The sequence below is a fragment of the Azoarcus sp. DN11 genome (assembly GCF_003628555.1).
GTDB lineage: Bacteria > Pseudomonadota > Gammaproteobacteria > Burkholderiales > Rhodocyclaceae > Aromatoleum.
This window is the reverse complement of sequence record NZ_CP021731.1, coordinates 3,384,731-3,407,871: the sequence shown is the minus strand read 5'-3', so window position 1 is coordinate 3,407,871 and position 23,141 is coordinate 3,384,731. Positions and strand designations below refer to the sequence as shown.

The 23,141-nt window shown below is 63.9% G+C and carries 19 protein-coding genes and 1 pseudogene; 8 read left to right on the top strand and 12 right to left on the bottom strand.

What is annotated here, in order from left to right; translation table 11 throughout:
- Nucleotides 1-68: 68 nt before the first annotated feature.
- Nucleotides 69-2,393 carry an aldehyde ferredoxin oxidoreductase C-terminal domain-containing protein gene (locus tag CDA09_RS15695; protein ID WP_121429505.1) on the bottom strand — a complete coding sequence of 775 codons (2,325 nt, stop codon included), beginning with the start codon at nucleotides 2,391-2,393 and terminating at the stop codon, nucleotides 69-71.
- A gap of 382 nt (nucleotides 2,394-2,775) precedes the next feature.
- Here CDA09_RS15695 and CDA09_RS15690 point away from each other — a divergent pair, with 382 nt between their 5' ends.
- The 4 genes from CDA09_RS15690 (at nucleotide 2,776) to CDA09_RS15675 (ending at nucleotide 9,360) form a co-directional block, all read left to right on the top strand.
- Nucleotides 2,776-4,260, top strand: a complete 1,485-nt coding sequence (locus CDA09_RS15690; protein WP_121429504.1) for an AMP-binding protein — start codon at nucleotides 2,776-2,778, stop codon at nucleotides 4,258-4,260.
- A 118-nt stretch (nucleotides 4,261-4,378) separates the two neighbouring features.
- Nucleotides 4,379-5,764 carry an MFS transporter gene (locus CDA09_RS15685; RefSeq protein WP_121429503.1) on the top strand — a complete coding sequence of 462 codons (1,386 nt, stop codon included), beginning with the start codon at nucleotides 4,379-4,381 and terminating at the stop codon, nucleotides 5,762-5,764.
- A 93-nt stretch (nucleotides 5,765-5,857) separates the two neighbouring features.
- Nucleotides 5,858-7,999: a PAS domain S-box protein gene (locus tag CDA09_RS15680; RefSeq protein WP_121429502.1), complete on the top strand. Its 2,142-nt coding sequence runs from the start codon at nucleotides 5,858-5,860 to the stop codon at nucleotides 7,997-7,999.
- A complete protein-coding gene (locus tag CDA09_RS15675) occupies nucleotides 7,996-9,360 on the top strand; it encodes a sigma-54-dependent transcriptional regulator (RefSeq protein ID WP_121429501.1) in 1,365 nt (454 codons plus the stop codon). The genes CDA09_RS15680 and CDA09_RS15675 overlap by 4 nt, the downstream gene beginning before the upstream one ends.
- Before the next feature lie 23 nt (nucleotides 9,361-9,383).
- Here the strand turns inward: CDA09_RS15675 and CDA09_RS15670 are convergent, their stop codons facing one another.
- From CDA09_RS15670 to CDA09_RS15640, 7 genes are all read right to left on the bottom strand, one after another.
- Nucleotides 9,384-9,812: a MarR family winged helix-turn-helix transcriptional regulator gene (locus CDA09_RS15670; protein WP_217351254.1), complete on the bottom strand. Its 429-nt coding sequence runs from the start codon at nucleotides 9,810-9,812 to the stop codon at nucleotides 9,384-9,386.
- Between the two features lie 85 nt (nucleotides 9,813-9,897).
- On the bottom strand, nucleotides 9,898-10,374 hold the full coding sequence (locus CDA09_RS15665; protein WP_174718444.1) for a hypothetical protein: 477 nt from the start codon (nucleotides 10,372-10,374) through the stop codon (nucleotides 9,898-9,900).
- Between the two features lie 20 nt (nucleotides 10,375-10,394).
- Complete coding sequence (locus CDA09_RS15660) at nucleotides 10,395-10,718, bottom strand: YnfA family protein (protein ID WP_121429500.1); 324 nt, start codon at nucleotides 10,716-10,718, stop codon at nucleotides 10,395-10,397.
- A gap of 28 nt (nucleotides 10,719-10,746) precedes the next feature.
- Nucleotides 10,747-11,229 carry a hypothetical protein gene (locus CDA09_RS15655; RefSeq protein WP_217351253.1) on the bottom strand — a complete coding sequence of 161 codons (483 nt, stop codon included), beginning with the start codon at nucleotides 11,227-11,229 and terminating at the stop codon, nucleotides 10,747-10,749.
- 156 nt (nucleotides 11,230-11,385) lie between these two features.
- A complete protein-coding gene (locus CDA09_RS15650) occupies nucleotides 11,386-12,417 on the bottom strand; it encodes a tellurite resistance/C4-dicarboxylate transporter family protein (protein ID WP_121429498.1) in 1,032 nt (343 codons plus the stop codon).
- Between the two features lie 493 nt (nucleotides 12,418-12,910).
- The gene (locus CDA09_RS15645) at nucleotides 12,911-13,675 is read right to left on the bottom strand and encodes an enoyl-CoA hydratase-related protein (RefSeq protein WP_121429497.1); all 765 of its coding nucleotides are present in this window, start codon (nucleotides 13,673-13,675) and stop codon (nucleotides 12,911-12,913) included.
- A 113-nt stretch (nucleotides 13,676-13,788) separates the two neighbouring features.
- A complete protein-coding gene (locus CDA09_RS15640; RefSeq protein ID WP_121429496.1) occupies nucleotides 13,789-14,103 on the bottom strand; it encodes an antibiotic biosynthesis monooxygenase family protein in 315 nt (104 codons plus the stop codon).
- A 203-nt stretch (nucleotides 14,104-14,306) separates the two neighbouring features.
- Here CDA09_RS15640 and CDA09_RS15635 point away from each other — a divergent pair.
- Nucleotides 14,307-15,394, top strand: a pseudogene (locus CDA09_RS15635) (IS110 family RNA-guided transposase).
- A gap of 395 nt (nucleotides 15,395-15,789) precedes the next feature.
- Here CDA09_RS15635 and CDA09_RS23195 read toward each other — a convergent pair.
- Nucleotides 15,790-16,509: a hypothetical protein gene (locus CDA09_RS23195; protein ID WP_128106577.1), complete on the bottom strand. Its 720-nt coding sequence runs from the start codon at nucleotides 16,507-16,509 to the stop codon at nucleotides 15,790-15,792.
- Between the two features lie 106 nt (nucleotides 16,510-16,615).
- Here CDA09_RS23195 and CDA09_RS15625 point away from each other — a divergent pair, with 106 nt between their 5' ends.
- The gene (locus CDA09_RS15625; RefSeq protein WP_121429173.1) at nucleotides 16,616-17,638 is read left to right on the top strand and encodes an IS110 family RNA-guided transposase; all 1,023 of its coding nucleotides are present in this window, start codon (nucleotides 16,616-16,618) and stop codon (nucleotides 17,636-17,638) included.
- 177 nt (nucleotides 17,639-17,815) lie between these two features.
- Here CDA09_RS15625 and CDA09_RS15620 read toward each other — a convergent pair whose 3' ends face one another.
- The 3 genes from CDA09_RS15620 to CDA09_RS15610 all read right to left on the bottom strand — a co-directional run bounded on the left by CDA09_RS15620 (nucleotide 17,816) and on the right by CDA09_RS15610 (nucleotide 21,275).
- Nucleotides 17,816-18,919, bottom strand: coding sequence for an alpha/beta hydrolase family protein (locus CDA09_RS15620; protein ID WP_164844429.1), 1,104 nt, complete (start codon nucleotides 18,917-18,919; stop codon nucleotides 17,816-17,818).
- A gap of 354 nt (nucleotides 18,920-19,273) precedes the next feature.
- Nucleotides 19,274-20,422, bottom strand: coding sequence for an IS91 family transposase (locus CDA09_RS15615; RefSeq protein ID WP_121427887.1), 1,149 nt, complete (start codon nucleotides 20,420-20,422; stop codon nucleotides 19,274-19,276).
- 7 nt (nucleotides 20,423-20,429) lie between these two features.
- Nucleotides 20,430-21,275: a tyrosine-type recombinase/integrase gene (locus CDA09_RS15610; RefSeq protein ID WP_121427886.1), complete on the bottom strand. Its 846-nt coding sequence runs from the start codon at nucleotides 21,273-21,275 to the stop codon at nucleotides 20,430-20,432.
- A gap of 271 nt (nucleotides 21,276-21,546) precedes the next feature.
- Between CDA09_RS15610 and CDA09_RS15605 the strand changes: the two genes are divergently transcribed.
- Both CDA09_RS15605 and CDA09_RS15600 read left to right on the top strand, forming a co-directional pair.
- A complete protein-coding gene (locus CDA09_RS15605) occupies nucleotides 21,547-22,548 on the top strand; it encodes an integron integrase (RefSeq protein ID WP_502697071.1) in 1,002 nt (333 codons plus the stop codon).
- Nucleotides 22,549-22,835: 287 nt separating this feature from the next.
- Nucleotides 22,836-23,135 (top strand): c-type cytochrome, encoded by a 300-nt coding sequence (locus tag CDA09_RS15600; protein WP_121429492.1) that lies wholly within the window; start codon nucleotides 22,836-22,838, stop codon nucleotides 23,133-23,135.
- Nucleotides 23,136-23,141 lie beyond the last annotated feature (6 nt).

Here is a 23,141-nt window from a genome sequence, read left to right as displayed (position 1 = left end):
ACGAGGATATCGTCCGCCGTTTGCTTTTTTGCACGCGGGGGAGGGGGCGCCCGCGTGTCCCGTCCCGATCAGCCGCCGGCGATGATGGGCACGAAGGCGACGCGGTCGCCGTGGTGCAGCATGGCATTGCGCTCGCCCGACAGGACCATGTGGCCATTCACCGCGATGTTCCACGAGTGGTCGTTGAGCGCCTCGCGAGCCTCGGGCAGGCGGCGGGCCAGGGCGTCGCGCAGCGCGACGACGTTGGTGACCGGTTCGTCGATCACGACCGTCTTTTCTGGCGCGCCGGGCAGCACGTTGGGGAGTTCGACACGCACCGCGAAGCCGGTGGTGGTGGTGGCGAGCCGTTCGTGCCACTCGGCCTTGGGTACGCCCTCGGCGTTGAGGCCGGTGACTTCGTAGAAGCGCGCCTTCATCGCCTCGAATTCCTTGCGGTCCACCTTCTCCCCGGTGAAGGGGCCGACCTGGATTTCCTCTTCGAACCAGCGTTTCGGCAGTGTGTCGTCCTTGGCGCGCAGGCCGAAGCGGAAATTGAGCAGGCGTTCCAGACCCGTGATGTTGCGGCCGATCTCGTTCAGTTGCTCGCCGGTGAACTCCAGCTCCGTCGCGGTCGACACCTGGGTCGCGAAGTCGCCGCAGTCGGGCGTGGTCGGCGAGTTGAAGAGCTTGGTGTTGAAGCGGCACATGCCCACCGAGTCGCCCACGGCGAAGGTGTTCTCGCAGCGGCGCACGGCGACTTCCTTGCCCTCGTAGCGGTTCGGCTCGGGCGCGACGGTACCGCCGTAGAGTTCGGTCTTGAACGCGGCGTCGTCGTTGATGCGGGCGTTGATTTCGAGCGTGACGCGGTTGCGCAGGTGATCCATGCCGCGCGTGGCGACCGACAGGCCGAGCGCGAAAGCCTTGAGGATGCGCGCGTCGTGCGGATCGGACTGGAACAGGCCCTTTACCGCCATGCGATAGTCGAGCGCCGCGGCGGGGTACTTGCCGCGTTCGACGGCGCGTGCCGAGTCGGCGATGGTGTCGCCGAAACCTTCGCGCTTCGCGGTCATGAACAGTAGCTTCTCGACCGTCTCGTAGTTGCCCCACGACAGGTCCAGCCCGCCGGTATGGCTCGCGTCGATGATGCCGCGCTGCCACAGCTCCATCGCCCACGCGATCGCGCTGCCGGTCGAGGACGAGTCGAGGCCGAGGTCGTTGAGGATATTGTTCAGGCGCAGGATGTGCTCCGGCTCCTTCAGGCCGATCATCGGGCCGAACTTGCCGACGGTGACGTACTCGGGACCGTCGCCCTTGTCGTACTGGTCGAACTTGCCGTCGCCCTTGATGCCGTTGTAGGTGCGCTGCTTGCCGTGCTCGATGTCGGCCTGCGCCTTGTCGTAGCTGGCGTTGCCCTTCAGCCCCTTGAGCGCCGCCGAGCCCCAGCCGCCCTTGCCTTCGGGCGTCATGTCGTTGAGGTTGCGGCAATGCACCGGGCACTTGAAACAGCCGTCCATGCCGGGGCGGTAGGGGTCGAAGTTGTCGGCGTCGAGCGTCTCGTGCCACGCGGTCTTCTGGTTGTTCAGCGTGCCGAGCGCGCCCAGCACGCGCGAGGGCTTGTACAGGAAGGGCGTGCCGACCTGTTTGAGTGCGTTCTTGATGACCGAAGTGGAGGTGATCTTCTTGCCGATCACCTTGTTGTGGGCCTTGAGTTCGGCCACCTTCGGCGCCTCGTCGGGCTTGCCGTGCACCATGATGGCCTTCAGGCGCAGCGAACCCATTTTTGCGCCGCCGCCGCCGCGCGCCCAGATCGCCTTGATGCCGCCCATGATGCCGCTGCACAGCGCGAGGTTCTCGCCGGCGCTGGTGATGCGGGCGAGCGCCATGTCCTTGCGTTCGGTGCAGTCGAAATCGCGTTCGACCGCACCGGGCAGGGCGAGGTTGTCGAGGCCGAGGTAGGGTGTGGCGTCATGGAACTCGACCTCGTCGTGCGCGATGCGCAGCAGCGTCCATTGCGGCGCCAGGCCGTACAGGACGATGTGGTCGTAGCCGTGGCGCTTGACGAAGGACGGGAAGTAGTCGCCGCCGTTGGTGTCGAGGATCGCGTCGCTCTCGGGCGAGCGGCTGGTGAAGTTGCCGCGCGTGGCCGCCGGCATGTCGCCGGTGAGCGTGCCGGCGCCGAAGATCAGCGGGACTTCCGGATCGAGGGCTTCGCGCTTGTCCTGCAGCAGGTTGTAGAGCAGGTACATGTTGGCGCCGCGCCCGCCGAGGTAGGTGCGCAGCACCTCGAGCGGCAGGTACTTGCGAAGTGTCTGGCGTTTTTCCAGATCGACGAACAGCACGGCACCCTGCGTTGCGTACTGCGGCCCGTCGTGCAGACGCGAGCAGAGCTGTTCAACCTTGTCCCTGATTCCCATCTCGTTCTCCTGTGTCCGGGGTTGAATCAAGTGTGGCAATAAAATTGTTTGAAGTCAAACAAAAAAGGCGGGTGAATCCTTGTTTTGCGGGCGATCGGGAGCAGGACTCGTGACGAGCTTGCAAGAGAATGGTGAGGAATCCAGCAATGGCGCGGGATGCGCAACAGAATCCGGGGGAAAAGCCGTGCAAGCGGCGAAAGTAGTGCACCGCAAGATAATTTGATATCAATCAAATAAGGTGCAGAAAGCCGCTCGCACGTATTGTTGCGGTCTCGCGTCCGACCTATCGTGCGCTCAAATTCGTTGGCCAACGGCGTGCTTCGATTCACCTCAAGACTGTGCGGGCCCCGCGTCGGGAGCCTGTCGTTATGGAGAAATGCGAATGAATGCGGCTGAAATCCTGCTTTCGGTTGGCGCCGACACGGCGATCGCGATCGAATGCGAAGAACGGCGGGTGACTTACGCGGACCTGCGGGACCGTGTGCGGCGCTCGGCCCAGGCGTGGCAGGCAGTGGGGCTTGGGACAAGCGACCGGGTGATCGTGTTCGCGCCCGACAGCGACGACTGGGCGGTGGCCTATCTCGGTGCGATCTGGGCCGGCGGTGTCGCGATCGGGGTCAATCCGCGCCTGTCGATGCCGGAACTCGCCCCGCTCCTGAAAGAGTGCGAAGCGCGTTTCGTGTGGTGCGAGCCGAATCTGGTGCAGGATCTGCAGGGGCTGGTCGCGACAGTCCCCGGCGGGCCGGCCGTGGTCAGCGGCGGGGAATCCGACTGGACGCGGGCGCTCGCAGACGCCCGGGGGATCGACGCGGTGCAGCGCGACGCCGAGGATCCGGCACTGTGGATCGGGACTTCGGGCACGACCGGGACCCCGAAGGGGGTGATCCACGTGCAGCGCGTCGTCGTGAACGCGCATTCCTTCGCCTGCAATCTCGCGGGACTGACGGCGGCAGACCGCTTGTACGCGACGTCCAAGCTGTTCTTCGCCTACGCGCTCGGCAACAGCCTGTTCGCGGGCCTGCGTGCGGGCGCGACGGTGATTCTCGACCGCGAATGGCCGACAGCTGAGCGCGTCGAAGAAATGGTCGAAAAGCATCGCCCGACGCTGCTCTTCAGCGTGCCGACGCTGTATAACAAAATGCTGCAGACGGGGGTGGCCGCGCGGCTGGCGGACCGCGGCATCCGCCATTTCGTGTCGGCCGGCGAAGCGCTGCCGTTCGCGATCCGCCAGGGGTGGCGCGAGCAGACCGGCTGTACGTTGATCAGCGGCTATGGGACGTCCGAGACCTTATGCCTGATGCTCTACAGCGACGACGACTCGGGCCTGATGCGCCCGACGCCGCTGACGGAAGTGCGCTTCAATCCGGAGATCGGTGCGGATCTGCCGCAGCGCATCTGGGTGCGCCATACGACGGTCGCGGTCGGTTACTGGAAGCGGCCGGACGCGCAGGTCGATTTCGACAACGGCTGGTTTTCGCCGGGTGACATGTTCCTGCGTTATCCGGACGGTCGCCTCGAATACGCGGGGCGCAACGACGACATGCTGAAGATCGCGGGCCAGTGGGTCAGCACGCTGTGGGTCGAGCAGGCGCTGGCGTCGCACTGCGGCGATGCCTTGCACCAGATCGCGGCGGTCGGCGTCGAATCGGCCGACGGCCTGACGGCGCTGGCAGTGCTCGCCGTGGCGGCGCCGGGACGCTGGGCCGAGGCGCGTCAGCGCGTGGAGGAGGGCGTCGCCGCACTGCCGGGCCATCGGCGCCCGCGCTGGGTGCATTGGCTCGACGCCCTGCCGCTCACGCCGACCGGCAAGCTGCAGCGCGGACGATTGCGCGCGCTGCACGAGCGCCACGCCGCGGCCGCCGCGTGAGGAACTGACGAACTGCCCAGGGCGACCCGGCGCCAGGGTCGCCCGCCTGCAGCAAAGAGGCTGTCGCGGGAAGGGCCACCCGTCAGCCGCTCATTATTCGGCCATCGAGGAGACCACCGTGTCCAGCAATGACGCCGTCGACGTTCAGTCCTTCATAGATCACCAGCCGTTTTCCGGCTTCCAGTGGGTCATCTTTGCCTTGTGCTTCCTGATCGTGCTGCTGGACGGTTTCGACACCGCCGCGATCGGCTACATTGCGCCCTCGCTCATCCAGGAATGGGGCGTCACCAAGCCGGCGCTGGCGCCGGTGCTGAGCGCGGCGCTGTTCGGCCTGGCTGGCGGGGCGCTCGCCTCCGGCCCGCTGGCGGACCGCTTCGGCCGGCGGATGGTCCTCAACACATCGGTGCTGGTGTTCGCGGCGGCGTGCCTGGCTTCGTCCTTCGCGGCGGATCTGCAGGGGCTCACGGTCCTGCGCTTCGCCACGGGCTTGGGTCTGGGCGCCGCGATGCCGAACGCGGTGACGCTGATCAGCGAATATTCCCCGAGCAAGCGCCGCGCGCTGATCACCAACGCGATGTTTTCCGGCTTCCCGCTCGGCGCTGCGCTGGGAGGCTTCCTCGCAGCCTGGATGATTCCGCACTTCGGCTGGCGCAGCGTGCTGGTGCTCGGCGGGGTCGCGCCCGTGATTCTCGTGGTCCTGATGCTGCTGGCGCTGCCCGAATCGGTGCGTTACATGGTGGCGAAGGGGCTGCCGGCGGATCGCATCCGGGCGGTACTTGGCAGGATCTCGGCTGCGGCGTCCGGCGCGCGCGCGTTCACGCTGACCGAGACGAAATCGGTTGCTGCCGGCAAGCGCGGCCTGGGCGTGGTGCTGTCGCGTTCCTACGCGGTCGGCTCGCTGATGCTGTGGCTCGCGTATTTCATGGGCCTGGTGATCTTCTATGCGCTGATCAACTGGATGCCCATCCTGTTCAAGGATGCGGGCCTCGACCCGAAAACGGCGACGCTGGTCGCTGCGCTGTTCCCGCTCGGCGGCTGCGGTGCGATCTTCTTCGGCTGGCTGATGGACCGCTTCAACGCCAACCGCATCATCGCGGTGGGCTACGCGCTGACGGCGGTGGCGATCTATGCGATCGGTCAGGCGGCCGGCAACGTCGGGGCACTGGTGGTCGTCGTGTTCGTTGCCGGAACGCTGATGAACACCGCCCAGGTCTCGATGCCGGCCCTTGCCGCGGCCTTCTATCCGACGCAGGGCCGCGCCACGGGGGTCGCGTGGATGCTCGGGATCGGCCGCTTCGGCGGCATCGCGGGCTCCTTTCTGGTCGCGGAGCTGACGCGGCAGAAGCTCGGGTTCAGCGAGGTGTTCATGGTCGTCGCCATTCCGGGTCTGCTCGCGACGGTTGCACTGCTGGTCAAGCAGTTCTCCCACCCCGAAACGGCGACGGCGCAGCGGTCGGCGGACGCACCGGCGCGTCTCGACGAGGAAATGCAGGGCGCTCACTGAGCGACGCGGGGAGCGTTCCGGCCCGGGTCGCGAAGGCGCCGGGCCGGGGGAACGGGATATGATCGACGCGTAAATTGTAAGGAAAAGGGCAAGATGCGCGCCGATCAGCTGGATTTCCACTCCCTCGTGGAGTTCGCGCCGGACCGGGGGGCGATCGAGTTCAGCGGGCGACGCGCGATCCTGTTGCATACCGATGCGATGGGCGCGTTGCGCAAGGAGCTGGTCGAGACCCTCGGCGCCGACATCGCCAAAGTCATCCTGACGCGCTACGGTTTCAGCAGCGGCCACGAGGACGCGGGCCTGCTCCCCGGCTTCATGCACCCCGACACGGTCGAGGAGTTCGTGCGTGGCGGGCCGCGCGTGCACATGTTCTCCGGCATCGCGGAAGTCGAGACGCACAGCGTCGAGGTGGACCGCGAGCGCGGCCACTACCGCATGAGCGGCTTCTGGCGCCATTCCTACGAGGCCGAGCAGCATCTGCGGCTTTTCGGGCAGTCCGACGAGGCCGTGTGCTGGACGCTGGCGGGCTACGCGTCGGGCTTCGCGTCCTACGTGTTCCAGACCGACATGATCTGCGTCGAGCACGCCTGCGAGGGGCGCGGCGACGATCACTGCGCGTGGACGCTGATGAACGCGGCCGACTGCGCGCCGGAGTTCTCCGGCCTGCGCAAGTACTTCCAGCCGCTGAACATCAAGGACCGCATCAACGTCCTCGAAGGCAAGGTCTACGAGCGCACGCGCGAACTCGAAGCCTCCGAGCAGCGTTACCGCAACCTGATCGAAGACCTGCCCGAGATGGTGTTCGCGCTGCACGTCTCGGGGCGCATGCTGCAGCTCAACAAGGCGGGGCGCACGCGCCTGGGCATCTCGCCCGAGCAGCTGCCGCGCATGCGGCTGAAGGATCTCGTCCTGCCCGCGCATCGGGGGGCGGCTGCGAACTTCCTGAAGAGCATCGCCACCGCCCGCACCGCCACGCGGCTCGACGTCGTGATGCGCGATGCGGCAGGGTGCCCGGTGCCGATGCGGCTACAGGTGGAGCCGGTCCTCAAGGGCGACAGGATCGTCGGCTACAGCGGGCTCGCGATCGACATCACCGCGCAGCAGGAGCGCGAGCGCAAGCTCACCGAGTACGCGGCGCGGCTGGAGAACCGCGAGCAGCAGATCCAGGACATCATCAACGACGCGGTCTACATCCTCGACCTCGACGGCCGTTTCAGCTTCGTGAATGCGCGCATGGCCGAACTCCTGGGCGTGCCGGCGGACCGCGCGATCGGCCGCAGCTGCGGCGAGCTGATGCTCCATTCGTCGGCGCAGCGCGTCGAGCGCGACTTCCGTCGGCGCCTGAACGGCGAGGGCGGTCCGCCGTTCGAGATCATGCTCGCTGCGAGCGGCGCGCCGAACCGCCTGCTGGAGGTCAGTTCGGCAGTCCTGTCCACCGCCGGCGGGCCGGAAGGCGTGATCGGCGTCGCGCGCGACATCACGGCGCGGCGCGAGATGGAGCGCCAGCTCGCGCAGGCCAACCGCCTCAGTTCGCTGGGACAGTTCGCCTCGGGCATCGCGCACGAGATCAACAACCCCCTCGGCCTCGTCTCCGGTTTCGCCGAGGAACTGCAGGCCCTGATGGAGTCGATCCCTGGTGCCCGCTCGAACCCCGATTTCGACGTCCTGCGCCAGGGCCTGACAACGATCCAGGAGCAGGCGCATCGCTGCAAGGCCATCACAGACAACCTGCTGCTGTTCTCGCGCAAGCAGGCGGTGCCGATCGAGGTCGTGGACGTGGGGATGCTGGTGCGCGAGCGCCTGTCGGCCTATCGCGACATCGGGCTCACGCGCGGTCTCGCGGTCGACCTGTCCCTCGACGCGGCGCTGCCGCGCATCGCCACCAACCCGACGCTCCTCGACCAGATGCTGCGCAATCTCATCAAGAATGCCGGCGAAGCGATGAACGGAGCGGGCCGGGTCAGCGTGATCCTGCGGCCCGCCGAGGGCGGCGTCGATCTGGAAGTGCTCGACGAGGGATCCGGCTTGCCGGCAGGCGTCATCGACCACGTGTTCGATCCCTTCTTCACGACCAAGGCGCCCGGGCGCGGCACCGGCCTGGGGCTGTCGATCTGCTACGGAATCATGACCGAACTGGGCGGGCGCATCGAGTGCGGCAACCGCCCCGAAGGCGGCGCCTGGTTCCGCATCCACCTGCCCGCCGACGCGGCGGGCGCCGACACGAGTTTGCCATGAAAGGCCACATCCTCATCGTCGATGACGAATCCCTGTACCGCCAGCTGCTGACGAGCCGCCTCGGCCGCGCCGGCTACCGCCTGAGCGAGGCCGCGGACGGCGAAGCCGCCCTGGAGTGTGCGCAGCGCGGCGGCGTTGATCTCGCGCTGGTCGACATCAAGATGCCCGGCATCGACGGCATCGAGGTACTCAAGCGTCTGAAGGCATTCGACCCGCAGGTCGAGGTCGTCATCCTCACCGGGCACGGCAACGTCGACAGCGCGATCGCCGCGATGAAGCTCGGCGCGTTCGACTATTTGTCCAAGCCCTACAAGCTCACCGAGCTCGACATCGTCGTCGAGCGCGCACTCGAAAAGCGCATGCTCGCCCGCCGCTGTGCCGCGCTGAGTGCCGAGGTCGCGCACCTGCGCGCGTCCGACGACACCGCCGTGATCGGCCGCAGCGCGGTGTGGCAGCGCACGCTGGAACAGGTGCGCAAGGCGGCGCCGCTCGACCTGCCGGTGCTGATCACCGGCGAGAGCGGCGCCGGCAAGGAGATCGTCGCCGGTCTGCTGCACCGCTGGAGCCCGCGCGCCGGCGAAGCCTACGTGCCGCTCAACTGCGGCCTGCTCGACGGCGAGCTCGTCGAAAGCGAACTCTTCGGCCACAAGCGCGGCGCGTTTTCCGGCGCGACCGCCGACAAGGAAGGCCTCTTCGAAGTCGCCAGCGCCGGCACGCTGTTCCTCGACGAAATCGGCGAACTCCCGGCCGCCTGCCAGGCCAAGCTGCTGCGCGTGCTCGACTCTGGAGAATTCCGTCAGCTCGGCGCCACCGCACTGCGGCGCACCAACGCGCGCGTCGTCGCCGCGACACACCGCGACCTCGAAGCGCTCGCCGCGGAAGGCAAGTTCCGCCACGATCTGCTGTACCGGCTGAACGTCATGCACATCCCGGTGCCGGCCCTGCGCGAGCGCATCGAGGACATCCCGCTGCTGGTCGACTACCTCATGCGGCGCAGCGCCCGCGGCGCGGCGCCGCTCCAGCTCACGTCCGCCGCCCTCGCGCGCCTGTGCGCCTACCCCTGGCCGGGCAACGTGCGCGAGCTGCGCAACGCCGTCGAACGCCTCGTCGCCTTCGCCGACGACCGTACGATCGACGAGGCCGCCGTGTGCGCAATCCTGCGCTTGCCACTGGAACAGCCGGCAGCGCTCCCGCCTGTACCGGCATTCACCGACATCCTGCCGCTGGAGCACGTCGAGCGTGACTACGTGGCGTGGGTGCTGGAGCGCCTCGATGGCAACGTCAGTGCCGCCGCGCAGGCGCTCGGCGTGTCGCGCTCGACCGTCTATCGCGTGATGCGCGCGGTGGCGGCCGTCGAATAGGGTGGGGTGGGAGGGAGAAGCCCTTACTCCGCCGCGAGGTTGCGGCAGATGCGCTGGAGCACTGCAAGCGTCTGCGTCCGTTCGGCTTCGCTCATCCCGGCCAGCGCCTTTTCGCGCACGGCCACGCCGACCTGCGCGATGATCTCGAGCTGCGGCCGTGCCGCCTTGGTCAGGTACAGCCGGTGCGCGCGCCGGTCTTCGGGATCCGGCCGCCGCTCGATCAGCCCCTCGCGCGCGAGCTGGTCGATCATCCGCACCAGCGTCATCGGCTGGATCTTCAGCCGTTCCGCAAGCGTTACCTGCCGGATGCCCTCGTTGCGCTCGAGATGGATCAGCACCCGCGCTCGCGCGAGCGTCAGCGGGCTGCCCTGAATCGCGTCGACAAAGGAGTGCCGCATCAGGCGCGCGGCATCCGCAAGCAGAAGTGTGAAGCTGGTTTCGCTGAGGGGCACGGGACGTTGCAGGATAATAAGCTCGGCTGATTATAAACCGACCATCAGGCTCGAGACGCACGGCCTCCCCGAGCCGGGCACAGGATCAGGCCTCGTCGCGCAGGATCGCAAGGATCGACAGCAGACCGAAGCCGACGATCAGCAGCCACTGCAGCAAGGAAGCGCCAGCCGACACCGCGTACGCGAGCGGAACCCCGAAACGGGGCGCCGCCGTGAGCCACCAATGCAAGGCGTTTTCGAGCGCGCCGAAGGCGGCAGCAATGGGCAGAAGGCAGCTCAGGACACGGCGAAACGACGGAGAGCAGGCGCTGAAGACGCTCGCACGCGTGGCGGCGAAATACCCGAACACTCCGTACGCCGCGAGCAGCGCCAGATCGGCCGGCAGGTAGTCGCGATAACGCGCGAGATCGGCCGGCGACCAGGTGTGGATGATCCAGCCGAAAGCTCTGGGCGTGAAGGCGAACTGCAGCGCCAGCGCGCCGGGACCGAGCGGTTCGAGATACCAGGCGATACCGGCAAGCAAGGCCAGTGCGGTCAGGCCGGAAATCCAGGCGATACGCATCGCGGACACCTTCTCGACTGTTACGCGCTTCGCGGCGCAAACATGATGATCGCCATCCCCGAGACCGCCACGAGCGACCCGACGATATCCCACGCAGAAGGCCGGATGCCATCAACGAGCCAAAGCCAAAGAATCGCCACGAAAACATAAACCCCGCCGTAGGCCGCATAGACGCGACCGGCCGCAGTGGGGTGCAGCGACAGCAGCCAGGCAAACAGTGTCAGGCTCAGCGCGGCCGGAACGAGCAACCAAGGGCTTCTTCCCTGATTCAGCCAGAGATAGGGAAGATAGCAACCGACAATTTCCGCGACGGCGGTGACGAGAAAGAGGGCAATGGTTTTCACTTCAGTCGTGCAGCGGCAGCAGCTTAGCTTATATGATTTTGCAAGGAATCAGTATGTCCTCATTGAACCCGTATATTGCACATAGGCGATGATAGCCATCTGCAATGATAAGTTTTTTATTTTGTGTGTCTCGCACCAGAAGCAGAGGGGACATGGGAACCCCCTTTTTTATTTTCTTTCGGTCCTTCTCGACATGTGAATTGCTTACGCCGAGGAGAGATAGCTGGGAAGCCCTGAAAATGTCCTTGGCTTTGAATTGGCGAATAGCAGCGGAACGAAGTCCTTTGATTATTTCGGGTAACTGGGGGTCGTTGAATAGTAGCTGGAGATAGGATTCAGCAGCAGGATAGTCATGTTCCTCTGGTTCATCAAGCCACTTGATCTCTACGGAAGTTGGTTCGATTTTCGGCATTTTCATCTCCGGGGAAAACGAATGGTTTGGTGTTCGGACGTTCAAAATCCAGGGGCGCGCCGCTTGCGGCGCGCCCCTGGACGGAAAAATGCGCAGCATTTTGACAGTCCGCTGCAATCAATGGTTAGCTCGGCGGTGACTACTGTTTTACGGTACCGAGAGCAACTGCCCGCTGCTTTACCTTGGGGTCTTTAATCTGCTCATAGCTCACTTCATCTTTAACCTCTTCGTCAGCTGCCTTGCGCTGGAGGATGTTTAGAAACGAAATGCATTGATGTGTCGCAGGAGATAGCGGGAAAATCCCGCGAATACCGTTATCCACGCAGCTAGCGCGATGTACACGAACAGCTCCGGCAGGAAGCCAAGGAATTCGAAACCCATCGCCTCGATCATCCGGTGCGTGCAGGTCGCGTACATGCCCAGGGGGAACACCGCGCCCCAGTAAAGCGGATCGTACTGCAGTGGGAAACGCCGATAGCCGTGGCGCCACACGCCCAGGAGCAGCAGCATCGGTATCCACCATGTGCCGGTCGCCCAGTAGAAGACGGTGAACCCCTTGATGAAAGGCAGCAGCGACTGCAGGAAAGGCGCGTCATGCCCGTTCAGGATCAGCAGCGACCCTGCCAGCGTCGAGATCGCCATCGCGCCCATGTTGATCCAGTACGGCGGCGACAGATCGCTGGGAGAGAACGGAAAGAATGTGTAGCGGTAGAAAATCAGCGACATCATCCAGATATAGAGCATGCCGCCCCACAGCCACATCGAAAGCACCAGGAAGTTCATCTCCAGCCGGCCTGGCTGCTCGATATGCGCCGCAAGCAATGCGCCGAGCACCGCGATCGATTGCGTGGCCACCACGGCGAGCAGCCAGGCGCCGCTGATCCCCTGATGCAGCGGCGGCTTGTGCTCCTTGACCGTGAGGCCCGTGAAGATCGCGTAGGTGAGTCCGATCCACAGCGCGGCCGCTCCTCCCCAGAGCACCATGGCAATGCGGTATTCCCCCGCCAGCAGCACGAACTGGCTGCCGAGAATGCATGTGGCCGCCACGGACGTGAAGAAACCGGGCCCGCGAAGGTGATCGATCAGGTCATCGAAGAATCGCCGCGGGTAGCGCACGATGCGCAATAGGGTAAGAAACCACAGCACGATATAAACGACGCAATTCAGCAGGAACAACGCCTTGGCTACGGATCGCATCGCCAGCAGGTGTGCCGCGAGCGAGACAATGCCCGTCGCCATGACCATGCCGAAATATGCCGGCGACAGGCCCGCGAGCTGAGCGACCATCGGTCCTCCACGCGACGCAGGCCGTATCAAGCTTTCTGATTCGTCTGGAATGGTTCTCATGGCGTGCGCAGCAGGAAGAGTTTCGACGGCTTCGCGGCAAGCTTACTACCGACGAGGCTCGGGTGCGCAAGTGCGCAGCGGGGTGAGATCTTGTGCGGGTGCGGGGTCAGCTCTCGCAGCTTGCCTTGGGGTAAAAGACAAGGCTGCCCCCAACTTTGAGACCTGCCGCCGAATTTGTTGTGTTTGGCCAGGCCATTTACCGTATGGAGACGAATAGCCATCGGCGTAGGCCAGGGACGGCAGGAGCAACGAAGGCAGAAGAGTGCGACGCACGTTTAGTTCATTGGCGGTTGAATAATTCGGCATAAGTGCCATAACGTTGGAATTCTCTGGCTTGCGCGGCTTTTTGCGCAGGCCCAGTGGAATGATGTGTTATGTGAAATTTGTACCGATTATATTGAAATACAATTTCTTGCTGAGGTGATCAACCCATCTATCGGTGAACAAAATGGGCGTTCCGTTTTTCAATAAATGCACTAACGCCTTCGCGAAAATCATGCTCGGTGAAACAACAGTAAAAGCGGTCACGCTCGGCAATTAGTCCAGATGCCAGATTGACTTGCGTGTCGTTGACCGACGCCTTGATGCGACGAGCAACAGGACCGGAAAATGAAGCTACCTGCTTTGCGACAGCCAACGCCACATCTTCCAGTTGTTCGTCCGGAACGACTCTGGAAACCAACCCAGCAGCGAGAGCTTTGTCTGCACTTAGGGCTCGGCCAGTTAAGAGTAGATCCATTGCAATATGTTTACCAACAACTCGGGACAGTCGTTGCGTTCCTCCTGCTCCGGGCATCGCCGCTAACGTGATTTCAGGGTGGCAAAATTTTGCAGTGGCCGCCGCGATGACGATATCGCACATCTCGACCAATTCGCAGCCGCCGCCAGCAGCCAAGCCGCTGACAGCAACAATTACTGGTTTTGAAATTTCCGGCAAACTTGAAACACAACCGATGAAATTGCCTGCGATTGCCTCTTCAGCTGTCATCTCCGACATTTCCCGGATGTCCGCGCCCGCACAAAAGTGCTTGAGTGCTGATGAAATAAGAATAGCGCGAACACTCTCCGTATTTTCCAAGGCCCACAGAGCGACGTCTATCTCGTGGCAGAACTCACGGCTTAGCGCGTTGAGTACGCCAACCCGATTCAACGTGATATGACCAACGCCGTCACACTGTTCAACGTTCAACGAACTCATAAGCCCTTCTCCATCAGTGGGACGTTACAGATTCGATCTTGCCGCATCGTAGAAGTGAGCGGCCTGCGCGGCTTTTCGCGCAGGTCCGCTCGACTGCCGGGATGGGCAGAAAGTCAGAAACCATACTCGCGTTCAACACGACAGACTCGGACACGAAATGTCTGATACCATTCCTTTGCGCGCCCCTGAGCTTGGAGGTGAGTGATGTCTTCCTTCCAGGCCGCTATTGCTTCCTGACTTGCCCAATATGAAACGGTGATTCCGATTTCTTGCCGTGCGCTCTCGACGCCAAGGAACCCCGGTTGTTTTGAGGCAAGCTCCACCATTTGTTTTGCCGTTTCACCGTAACCGTTGTCGCTGTCAGTGCGGACGGACGTGAAAATGACAGCGAAATACGGCGGCTGTGGTGTTTGTGCGGGGGAAACCATCTACGCTCCTTTTGCTGCCCAACGTTGAGGTGAGGGGCGCCGCGCGAGGCGGGCGGAGAAAAACCAAGGCGGTGTTTTCGGCGTCCCCTCGACCGACTACAAAGGGACTTCCCACTTCCGCCGGCGGCCTTTGCCGCCCGGCATCGAAGTGCCAAGATTGAATTGCTGAAGCTCAATCCGAGGTGGCGAAAGGGGAAGTCCAAATGAATACTACGACGGTCGGCGTGGATCTGGCAAAGAACGTGTTCGTGGCCTGCGTGGCCGATGGCGCGGGGCGGGGCGGGTGATCGAGACGCGGGAGTTCAACCGGACGGGGTTTGTGGCGTGGCTGTCGACGCTGCCGCAGGGCACGCTCGTCGGGATGGAAGCCTGCGGCGGTGTGCATTGCTGGGGCCGGACGATGCAGGCGCTGGGGCTCGAACCGCGGCTGATGGCGGCCGAATTCGTGCGCCCGTACCGCAAGCGCCAGGCGGTCAAGAACGATCGGGCCGATGCGACGGCGATCGTCGCGGCGCTGCTCGCGCCAGGGATGCGCTTCATCCCGGTCAAGACTGAAGCGCAGCAGCAGCAGCGGCTCGCGTGGCACAGCCTGCGGCAGGGCTGGATCGAGGAGCGCACTGCGCTCTTGAACCGCATCCGGGGGCTGCTCGCCGAATTCGGTATGGTGGTTGACACGGGCGCGACGCGGTTGCGGCATAAGCTCGCCGAGCACGAATTCGACACCGCGCAGCCCGCGCCGATCCGTCACTTGATCCAAGCCGTGCACGACCAGCTCGACGCGCTCGATGGGCGCATCGCCGAGTGCGACCGGCAAATCACCGCGCAACAGGCCGAGGACGCCGCCGCCCGGCGGGTGCGCGACCTGCCCGGTGTCGGCATGCTCACCGCTGATGCGGTGGTCGCCAGCGTCGGCGACGCCACGATGTTCCACAACGGCCGCCAGTTCGCCGCGTGGCTCGGCCTCACACCGAGCCAGTATTCCAGCGGCGGCAAACCGAAACTCGGGCGCATCACCCGGCGCGGCGACGACTACCTGCGCACGCTGCTCGTGCAGGGTGCCCGCAGCGTGCTCGCCGCCACCTTGCGCAAGCACCGAACCGCCCCCGAGGCGCTCACGCGGCTGCAACAGTGGATCGTGACGCTCAACGGCCGGGTCGGTTACCACAAGACGCTGGTCGCGATCGCCAACAAGCACGCCCGCCTGTTGTGGGCGGTGCTCGCCCGGGGCGAAGCCTACAACTCCGAGGCGTGGCGCCAGGGGCACGGCATGGCTGAACAGCCCGCGTCCTGAATCAGCAGGTTCCATTGAGGGTGTTTCCATGACTGCGCGTCCGCGATAGACAAACAGGTCAGACCGACCGGCTGAGAGCCTGGCTAACCTGATGGCCGACCACGCAGGGTGTCGCGGCTGATCCCCGCGCCCCGGTCGCGCCGACGAGCGATTGAGGCCAGCCGGTGCGGTTAATCGCAGGGCCCCGGCGCTGACGCGCCGAACAAGGCCGATTGGGGAAAGGCAGTCTGTTCTGTCCTTGTCCATCGCAATGCCGGCAGTCAAAACCCGGTCACGCCCCGGCGTGCTCGGCAGGAGATGAAGATGCGCACATGATCAACGGTCGGTTCGGCCTGCGGCCGGTCTGCAAGGAAGGGGTTGACGAGAAGTCCCTTGGGGCAGGGTTAGCTCTCAGCCTACCTGGTAATAACGGCATCGAAGCTCTCTCCGTTGCGAATGCGCTCGAGGCGGCTGTAAATCGTCGCGGCGCCTGCGCCTTCCAACCAATTTCTGACTTCAACCTTGGCGGCTGCGTAATTTTTGACAATGCCAATTTCATTACCGGAGAAGAACTGTTCGAACGAGGTAAGCTGCCGAACGTACCGAGTATCAGTAGCGCCTTGTTCGCTCATGGTATAGCGAGAACGAAAGTCTACCTGCATAGCGATACCTTCATCAAACCAAGTCGGAATTTCAGTGAAGCGACGCCAATAACCAACTCGTTCAGAGAGTTCCGCATGCATCAGTTCATGCGCGACAACATCAACATTGTTTCCCTGGGGCCCGAGGATGACGCATGCCCGAGAGCCGACAAAATGAGTGCCTCCCGTAGATTTTGCAGTAACTGACCAAAAACTGCCGGGATGGTGAATGAAAGCGACTATGGGGTGGGCGTGAGGCTCGCCGAAGGTAGAGGTGATGCGAGCCTTCGCCTTTGCTCGCAATTCGAGGAACTCCCTTCGCTGCTCCTCGGTTGCGGAAGGCTGGACTAGAGTCCCATCCGGAAGCGATTCCAAATTCGTAACGTCAATGAGCGCGCAGGCCACCGGGCCGGGTAGCGCAGCAGCAGGTCGTGCGAAGCCAAGAGATGAAAAGGCTAGTGCAGCAATGACAAACACTCGTTTGGTCAGGCGCATGGATTTGATGAGAGCTAACGAATGAAATGGACTCCCCCTGCACCTGGGGCATCGGTGTGCCAGATTGGGATTGCGAAAGTCTCAATCACGGTGAGGAGGAGTCGAAATGAACGTTACCACTGTCGGTATCGACCTGGCGAAGAATGTATTCAGTGTGCATGGGGTCGGGAGGGATGGCAAGGTGCTGCTCAGGCGAAGTGTCGGACGGGCCGATCTGCTGCCGATGTTCGCGCAGATGCCGCCGTGCCTGATCGGTATGGAAGCGTGTTCGGGGGCGCATCATTTCGCACGCGAGCTGCGCCGGCTCGGCCACGACGCGCGGATCATGGCCCCGCGCTTTGTCGCCCCGTACCGTAAGAGCGGGAAGAACGACGGCAACGACGCCGAGGCGATCTGCGAAGCGGTCGCGCGGCCGAACATGCGCTTCGTCGCGGTGAAATCGGTCGAGCAGCAGGCCATCTTGGCGCTGCATCGCGTGCGCAAGGAAGTGTCCGACCAGCGCACGGCGCTCATCAACCAGCTGCGCGGAATGCTGTGCGAATTCGGCATGGTGTTGCCGCGCGGCCGCTACAGTTTCCGCCACAAACTGCCGCCAGTGCTTGAAGACACCGGCAACGGCATCCCCGAGCTCGCGCGCCGCCTGTTCCGCGAGGTCAATGAACGCATTGGCGCGCTCGATGCGCAAATTCTCGCCTACGACCGCGAGATTGAAGCATTGGCCCGCCACAGCGAAGCGGCGCAGCGCCTAATGGAAATGCCCGGCGTTGGATCGATCACCGCCACCGCGATCGTCGCGAGCGTCGCCGACATGAAGGTCTTCAAGAGCGGGCGCGAATTCGCCGCCTGGCTCGGTTTGGTCCCGCGTCAATATTCGACCGGCGGCAAGGTGCGCCTGGGGCGCATCACCAAACAGGGCGACGTCTATCTACGAACGCTGCTGATCCACGGCACCCGCGCGGTGCTCGCAGCACTGGGTACCAAAAATGACCGGCTGAGCCTTTGGATCCGCTCGCTGATCGAACGGCGCGGCTACCGCAAGGCCACTGTTGCGCTGGCCGCCAAACATGCACGCATGATCTGGGCGATCCTCGCCAAGGGCGACGCGTATCGGCGCCCGGCCGCTGTGTAGTCTGCAAGGAAGAAAGAAGCGTCTCACTCCCTCACGCTGCGAGGACATTTCGTTGATGCGATGACGGTTCAAACCGACGCGGGCGACCCTGGTTAACTCCAAGGCGGCAAAGCCAGACCGGCTAACGAATGAGGGCCCCGCGCGGCGCATTGTCATCAGGGCCAGAGCGCATGTCGCTCACCAACAGGCCGCATGTAGAGCTGCAGTTTGTCCTTCACCGGATCGACGAAACCCCATGAGCGCGAGATCGGAGGAGTCGGTATTGAATGACGGCCTAGAAAAAGCCCCTTGAAAATCGGGGGAGTCCATGTAGTTGAGGTAACCGGCAACCGCGCGAGGCGGGCTATTCGGAGATGTTATGCGTTGGGTATGCAGCATGCGACTCAATTCAGAAAAGAACTCGGCACGATATGAAGCGCCGTTTCCGCTTAAGCGATGATCGGCACCCGGATAGACTTTGACGATAAGGTTGCGCTTGCCCGCCTCTTTGAACTTTGACTCCAAGAAGCGCGCAGACTCAACCGGAACACTCGCGTCGTTTTCGCCAATGCCCAGTAGGATCGGAATGTTGAGCTTGACATAGTCGGTAAGCGGATCGATGTCCATGATGTCCGACCACCATCGATGGGGGTTGCCGTACCAATTTCTTTCGATGCTTCGCGGATCGGTCGCGATCTTTTCCCAGCCTGCCTGGACGTCAAACGATGTGGCTCCCCTCTCCTTAAGCGTTCCAAGGGACTTGCGCATTGAGTAACCGCCACTGCCAATAATGGCAAGGTGTGTGATACCCGGCGACTGCCCCGCTATTCTTGCCGCCGGAAGGGCGCCTTCAGAGACGCCAACTAAGACAACATTGGTTGGCTTTGGAATGATCGCGTTTAGTTGTGCGGAAATGAATTCGGAGTAGTCAGCGACCCACTGCTCAGGATTGTTTGCGAGATGAAAGTCTCGACCACAGTCGAGCAGGCCCATTGAACGGTCAGGCACGAATCGTTTGTTTAGCACGAAAACGCGTGCACTGACCGTAAGGCCGCTCACGTAGCCAGGCATTACAGATTTCCAACTTGGGCAGCCAGTTGCACCATAAAAGAAGATCACAGTATCTGGCTGCAAAGCGCGATCAACCTCAAACGAGTAGTAAACGCTTGAACCGCCATCCTTGTACTGAAATGTAAGAGGTTGCGGAGCTTCGCTTGAGTACATGTGTGCGGTGCGCTGAATTGTCGTGCAGCCAGACAACGTGAGCGCCAGCGACAGAATGAGAAGGTTCAGAACGCGCATAAGCTTATTGTTTGCGTTACGCATAACGAATAGCGTTTATCCGCCGCTGAGGGCGCGCGGGGTCAGTGAATGCGATCATGGCGGCGGATAAACCTCGTTGGACTGAATCGCCGCTACGGCGGATGCTATGGGGATTGTAAGCGGCGATCCTGCGGCGTCAATCCTTTGGCATGCGGCGAGCACCCTTTCGGGCATGCGAAACGGGCCATCCGGAGTCCGGGAGCGGCCATTTTCGGACGGTCGTCGGGACGGTGAGACCGGACGGCAGTACCGCGCCGGGATCGGGGCGAGCACCGCCGCGGGCGCCCGCCGGCGTGCCCGTAATCCAGGTCATTGGTGGGCATGTCGGCGCGTTCATGGCGGCCCTCGCGTGTGAAGCGTCCGATGCGCCGGCGGGAGGAGCGCCACCACGCGCATCTTTCCGCGGCCGCAACACGGGCAGCGCTGATGCTCGATCCGCGCCACGCGGCGCAGGAAGTCGGCGACCGTTTCGACGGTGGCCGGTGACGGGGCCGGCACGGCGAGCGCGGCCCGCGCGGCGGCCAGGCCGGGGCGCTTGCGCGCCGGCGAAAGCAGGCCGTAGTGGCGAATGCGCTTGAAGCCGGCGGGGAGCACATGGAGCAGGAAGCGGCCGATGAAGTCGACGCCCGGGAGGCGCAGTGTCCGTTTCTTGCCGCCACCGGCTTCCGCTCGCACGCGGAAGGCGACCTGCTCGCCGTCGATGCCGACGATGCGCTCGTTGGAGATCGCGACCCGGTGGGTATAACGGCCGAGATATTCGAGGACCGCTTCGGGCCCGCCGAGCGGCTGTTTAGCGTAGACCACCCAGTCATGGTCGTGCAGGCGCCGCTTGAGGGGCAGCCAGTCGGCGCCGGCCGGCCAGTGCTCGCTGCCGGCCAGCTGTGCGAGGCCGGCGACGAAGTTGCCGCGGAACACGCGCGAGAGCGCGCGCACCGGGAACAGGAAGCCCTTCTTCGGCCGAATCCACTCGCCGCCTGAACTCAACGCGCCGCCGGCGACGAGCGCATGAACATGAACGTGGCGGCGCAGATCCTGGGTCCAGGTGTGCAGCACGAGCGAGAACGCCGGCACGCCTCCCAGATGGCGGGGGCTGGCCGCGAACTCCGTGAGCGTGGCGGCCACGCTGGCAAAGAGCAACTCGTACAGAGCCCTCGGGCGGGCGGCGACGAGACCGTTGAGGATGTGCGGCAACGTGAAGACAAGGTGGAAGTAAGGCACCGGCAGCACCTCCCGGCGCCGGGCGGCGAGCCAGGCTTCCTTCGCCCGCGTCTGGCATTGCGGACAGTGGCGGTTGCGGCACGAATGATAGACGTGCCGGCGCCGCCCGCAGGAGTCGCAGGCTTCGAGATGCCCGCCGAGGGCCGGCGTGCGGCAGGCGGCGATCGCCCGCCAGACCTTCGCGCCGCCGCGCGGCAGCGGCCGGGTGGCGAGATAGGCCGGGCCGAAGGTGTCGAGCACCTCGGCCAGGCCGGCCGGGCACATCGGGCGCTCAGTGCGGGTCGAGCAGCTCGAGCGGCGAAGTCGTGCCGGTCAGGCGTGAGCGCGCCAGATGCAGGTAGCGCATCGTCGTGGTGACATGGCCGTGTCCGAGCAGGCGCTGGAGGGTCGGCAGATCGACGCCGGCTTCGAGCAGATGGGTGGCGAAGGCGTGGCGCAGCGAATGGATGCCCCCGCCCGGGGCGATCCCAGCCGTATCGCGCGCGGCCCAGTACATGCGCTGGGCCGTTTCCGCGCCCATCGGTCCGTCGCCGGCGCCGTTCGGAAACAGCCAGCGCCCCGGACGGTACAGGCGCCAGTAGTGGCGCAGGACTTCGAGCAGCCGCGGCGAGAGCAGCGTGTAGCGGTCCTTGCCGCCCTTGGCCTGCCGCACCTTCAGGCACATCCGATCCGAGGCTGACTCGATATCGGAGAGTTCCAGCGCGCACAGCTCGGACACCCGCAAACCGGCCGCATAGGCCGTCGTCAGCGCGGCGCGGGCGCGTTCGTTGCGAGCCGCCGCCAGCAGCCGCACCACTTCCTCGCGGGTGAGGATCTGGGGTAGCCGCTTGGGCACCTTGGCCATCGGAATCTCGAAGTCCCCCGCTTCGCGCCCGAGCACCCGCGCCAACAGGAAGCGAATCGCGCAATTGGCCTGATTGACCGACGCGTAGGCGAGCTTGCGCTCTTCGATCAGGTACAGCAGATAGGCCTGGATCTGGGCCGCGTCGAGCCGATCCGGTGGGCAATGGTAGTGGCGCGCCAGCCCCGCCACGCAGCGCAGGTAGCACTCGCGCGTGCGCGCCGAGAAGCCGCGCAGCACCATCGCCTCATCCATTCGTTGGCGCAAGACAGACATGATCGTCTCCTGAAGATGCCGGGAACATTCCCGGTTTCAGGATCGATCAGGTGACGAAATTTGCTGGAAAATCCTGTCGCAAGGCAGTGGTCAGCGAACAAGATGGCGATGCTAAACGCATCGACTGCCTGCCACCGCGCAAGCGGTTTAGTTCAACGTATGGTCGACACCAAGTGTCGTGCTAAAAGCGTTATTGGACGTGTCGCATAAACAGGCGACAACTGGTATGTCTTTGTCTTACAAGGTAAGATGTGTATAGGCATACAGTTAATTGTCCAATAAGATGCAAGAATCCATTCTTCCGTCGTCATCGCCGCGGCTGCTCGATCAGGTGCGAGAGCGTTTGCGGCTCAAGCATTACAGCTTGCGTACCGAACGGGCGTATGTTGGTTGGATCAGAAGATACATCATTCACCAGGGTCGGCGCCATCCCAAGGACATGGGGAAGAAGGAGGTCGAGGCGTTCCTGACGTCGTTGGCGGTGGAGCGCGATGTGAGTGCTGCGACGCAAGGGCAGGCGTTGTCGGCCATTTTGTTCTTGTACCGGGAAGTGCTGGAGCAGCCGCTTCCGTGGCTCGACGAGGTGACGCGGGCGAAGCGGCCCGCAAGATTGCCTTCGGTGATGTCGCGCGAGGAGGTACAGCGGCTGATCGCGGCGGTGGACGATCCGCTCATGAATCTGGTCGTGGCGTTGTTGTACGGAACCGGAATGCGCGTGCTGGAGGCGTTGCGCCTGCGGGTAAAGGATGTGGATTTCGGGCGAGGCGAGATTCTTGTTCGGGAAGGGAAGGGGAACAAGGATCGTGTGACGATGTTGCCGGCGAGCCTCGCCGATCGCTTGCGGGCGCAGCTTTCCGTGGTGCGGGCGCTGCATGCTGCAGAATTGCAGGCGGGGCGCGGGGATGTTGGCTTGCCACATGCTTTGGCCGCGAAGTACCCGTCGGCGGCCAAGTCGCTCGGGTGGCAGTACGTCTTTCCAGCTGCGGGGCTGTCGGTCGATCCGCGGTCGGGGGCGGTCCGGCGGCATCACGTTGACGAGAAGCGGGTGCAGCGGACGGTGAAGGCGGCTGCGCAGCGTGCGGGTATCGTGAAGCAGGTCAGTCCGCACACGCTGCGCCATTCGTTTGCCACCCATGTGCTGGAGGCGGGTTACGACATCCGTACGGTGCAGGAACTGCTCGGCCACTCGGATGTGTCGACGACGATGATCTATACGCATGTGCTGAATCGCGGGGGGCGGGGTGTCGTGAGCCCCCTGGATCGCGTGACCTGAAGCCGGTCGGGGGCCATTGTCGCAAATCTGGACAGTGTCTGATTTTGCGGTTCGCGTCGATGGTGCCGCCGCGACCCGCGTTGCTGCTGGGTCGCTCCGTGCTTGCGGGATGAAGGTGTCTGCATTCCGCACAATCGTCGCTTGTGGCCGGCGCGCTCAATCGTCCCGTTTTGAATTCCCAAGTATCTGTAAATAAAACACTATCTGGTGTCCGCGCAAAACGGGCATCGAGCTTGCATTGCCTCGCCTGATTCAGTTGGAAGACCAACAATCACGAGGAGACGGAAATGCATGCAAGGAGATGGGCCGTTTGCCTGGGGGCCATCGCGGCGCTGGTGGCCGGGGGTGGGGCACAGGCGGCGTGGCGGGATGGCGGCGAGGTCTACGAGAAGGTGTGCCGCTATTGCCACGAGGCGAACGTGGGGCCGGTGCTGAAGGGGCGGGCGTTGCCGGAGGAGTACATCCGGCGCGTGGTGCGGATGGGCAATCGGGCGATGCCGGCGTTCCGGCCGAGCGAGATCGACGATGCGACGCTGGCCGATGTGGCGCGGCGCGTCAGCACCGGCGCGGCGCTGGCGCAGGAGTGAGCCGAC

Bases quoted from the DNA above. Each gene is read 5' to 3' on its own strand.
- CDA09_RS15690 (WP_121429504.1), top strand. From the start codon at position 2,776: ATGAATGCGGCTGAAATCCTGCTTTCGGTTGGCGCCGACACGGCGATC.
- CDA09_RS15620 (WP_164844429.1), bottom strand. From the start codon at position 18,919: ATGCGCGTTCTGAACCTTCTCATTCTGTCGCTGGCGCTCACGTTGTCT.
- CDA09_RS15600 (WP_121429492.1), top strand. From the start codon at position 22,836: ATGCATGCAAGGAGATGGGCCGTTTGCCTGGGGGCCATCGCGGCGCTG.
- CDA09_RS23195 (WP_128106577.1), bottom strand. From the start codon at position 16,509: ATGCGCCTGACCAAACGAGTGTTTGTCATTGCTGCACTAGCCTTTTCA.
- CDA09_RS15615 (WP_121427887.1), bottom strand. From the start codon at position 20,422: ATGTGCCCGGCCGGCCTGGCCGAGGTGCTCGACACCTTCGGCCCGGCC.
- CDA09_RS15640 (WP_121429496.1), bottom strand. From the start codon at position 14,103: ATGGTTTCCCCCGCACAAACACCACAGCCGCCGTATTTCGCTGTCATT.
- CDA09_RS15610 (WP_121427886.1), bottom strand. From the start codon at position 21,275: ATGTCTGTCTTGCGCCAACGAATGGATGAGGCGATGGTGCTGCGCGGC.
- CDA09_RS15625 (WP_121429173.1), top strand. From the start codon at position 16,616: ATGAACGTTACCACTGTCGGTATCGACCTGGCGAAGAATGTATTCAGT.
- CDA09_RS15680 (WP_121429502.1), top strand. From the start codon at position 5,858: ATGCGCGCCGATCAGCTGGATTTCCACTCCCTCGTGGAGTTCGCGCCG.
- CDA09_RS15645 (WP_121429497.1), bottom strand. From the start codon at position 13,675: ATGAGTTCGTTGAACGTTGAACAGTGTGACGGCGTTGGTCATATCACG.
- CDA09_RS15675 (WP_121429501.1), top strand. From the start codon at position 7,996: ATGAAAGGCCACATCCTCATCGTCGATGACGAATCCCTGTACCGCCAG.
- CDA09_RS15695 (WP_121429505.1), bottom strand. From the start codon at position 2,393: ATGGGAATCAGGGACAAGGTTGAACAGCTCTGCTCGCGTCTGCACGAC.
- CDA09_RS15650 (WP_121429498.1), bottom strand. From the start codon at position 12,417: ATGGTCGCTCAGCTCGCGGGCCTGTCGCCGGCATATTTCGGCATGGTC.
- CDA09_RS15655 (WP_217351253.1), bottom strand. From the start codon at position 11,229: ATGCTGCGCATTTTTCCGTCCAGGGGCGCGCCGCAAGCGGCGCGCCCC.
- CDA09_RS15665 (WP_174718444.1), bottom strand. From the start codon at position 10,374: ATGCGTATCGCCTGGATTTCCGGCCTGACCGCACTGGCCTTGCTTGCC.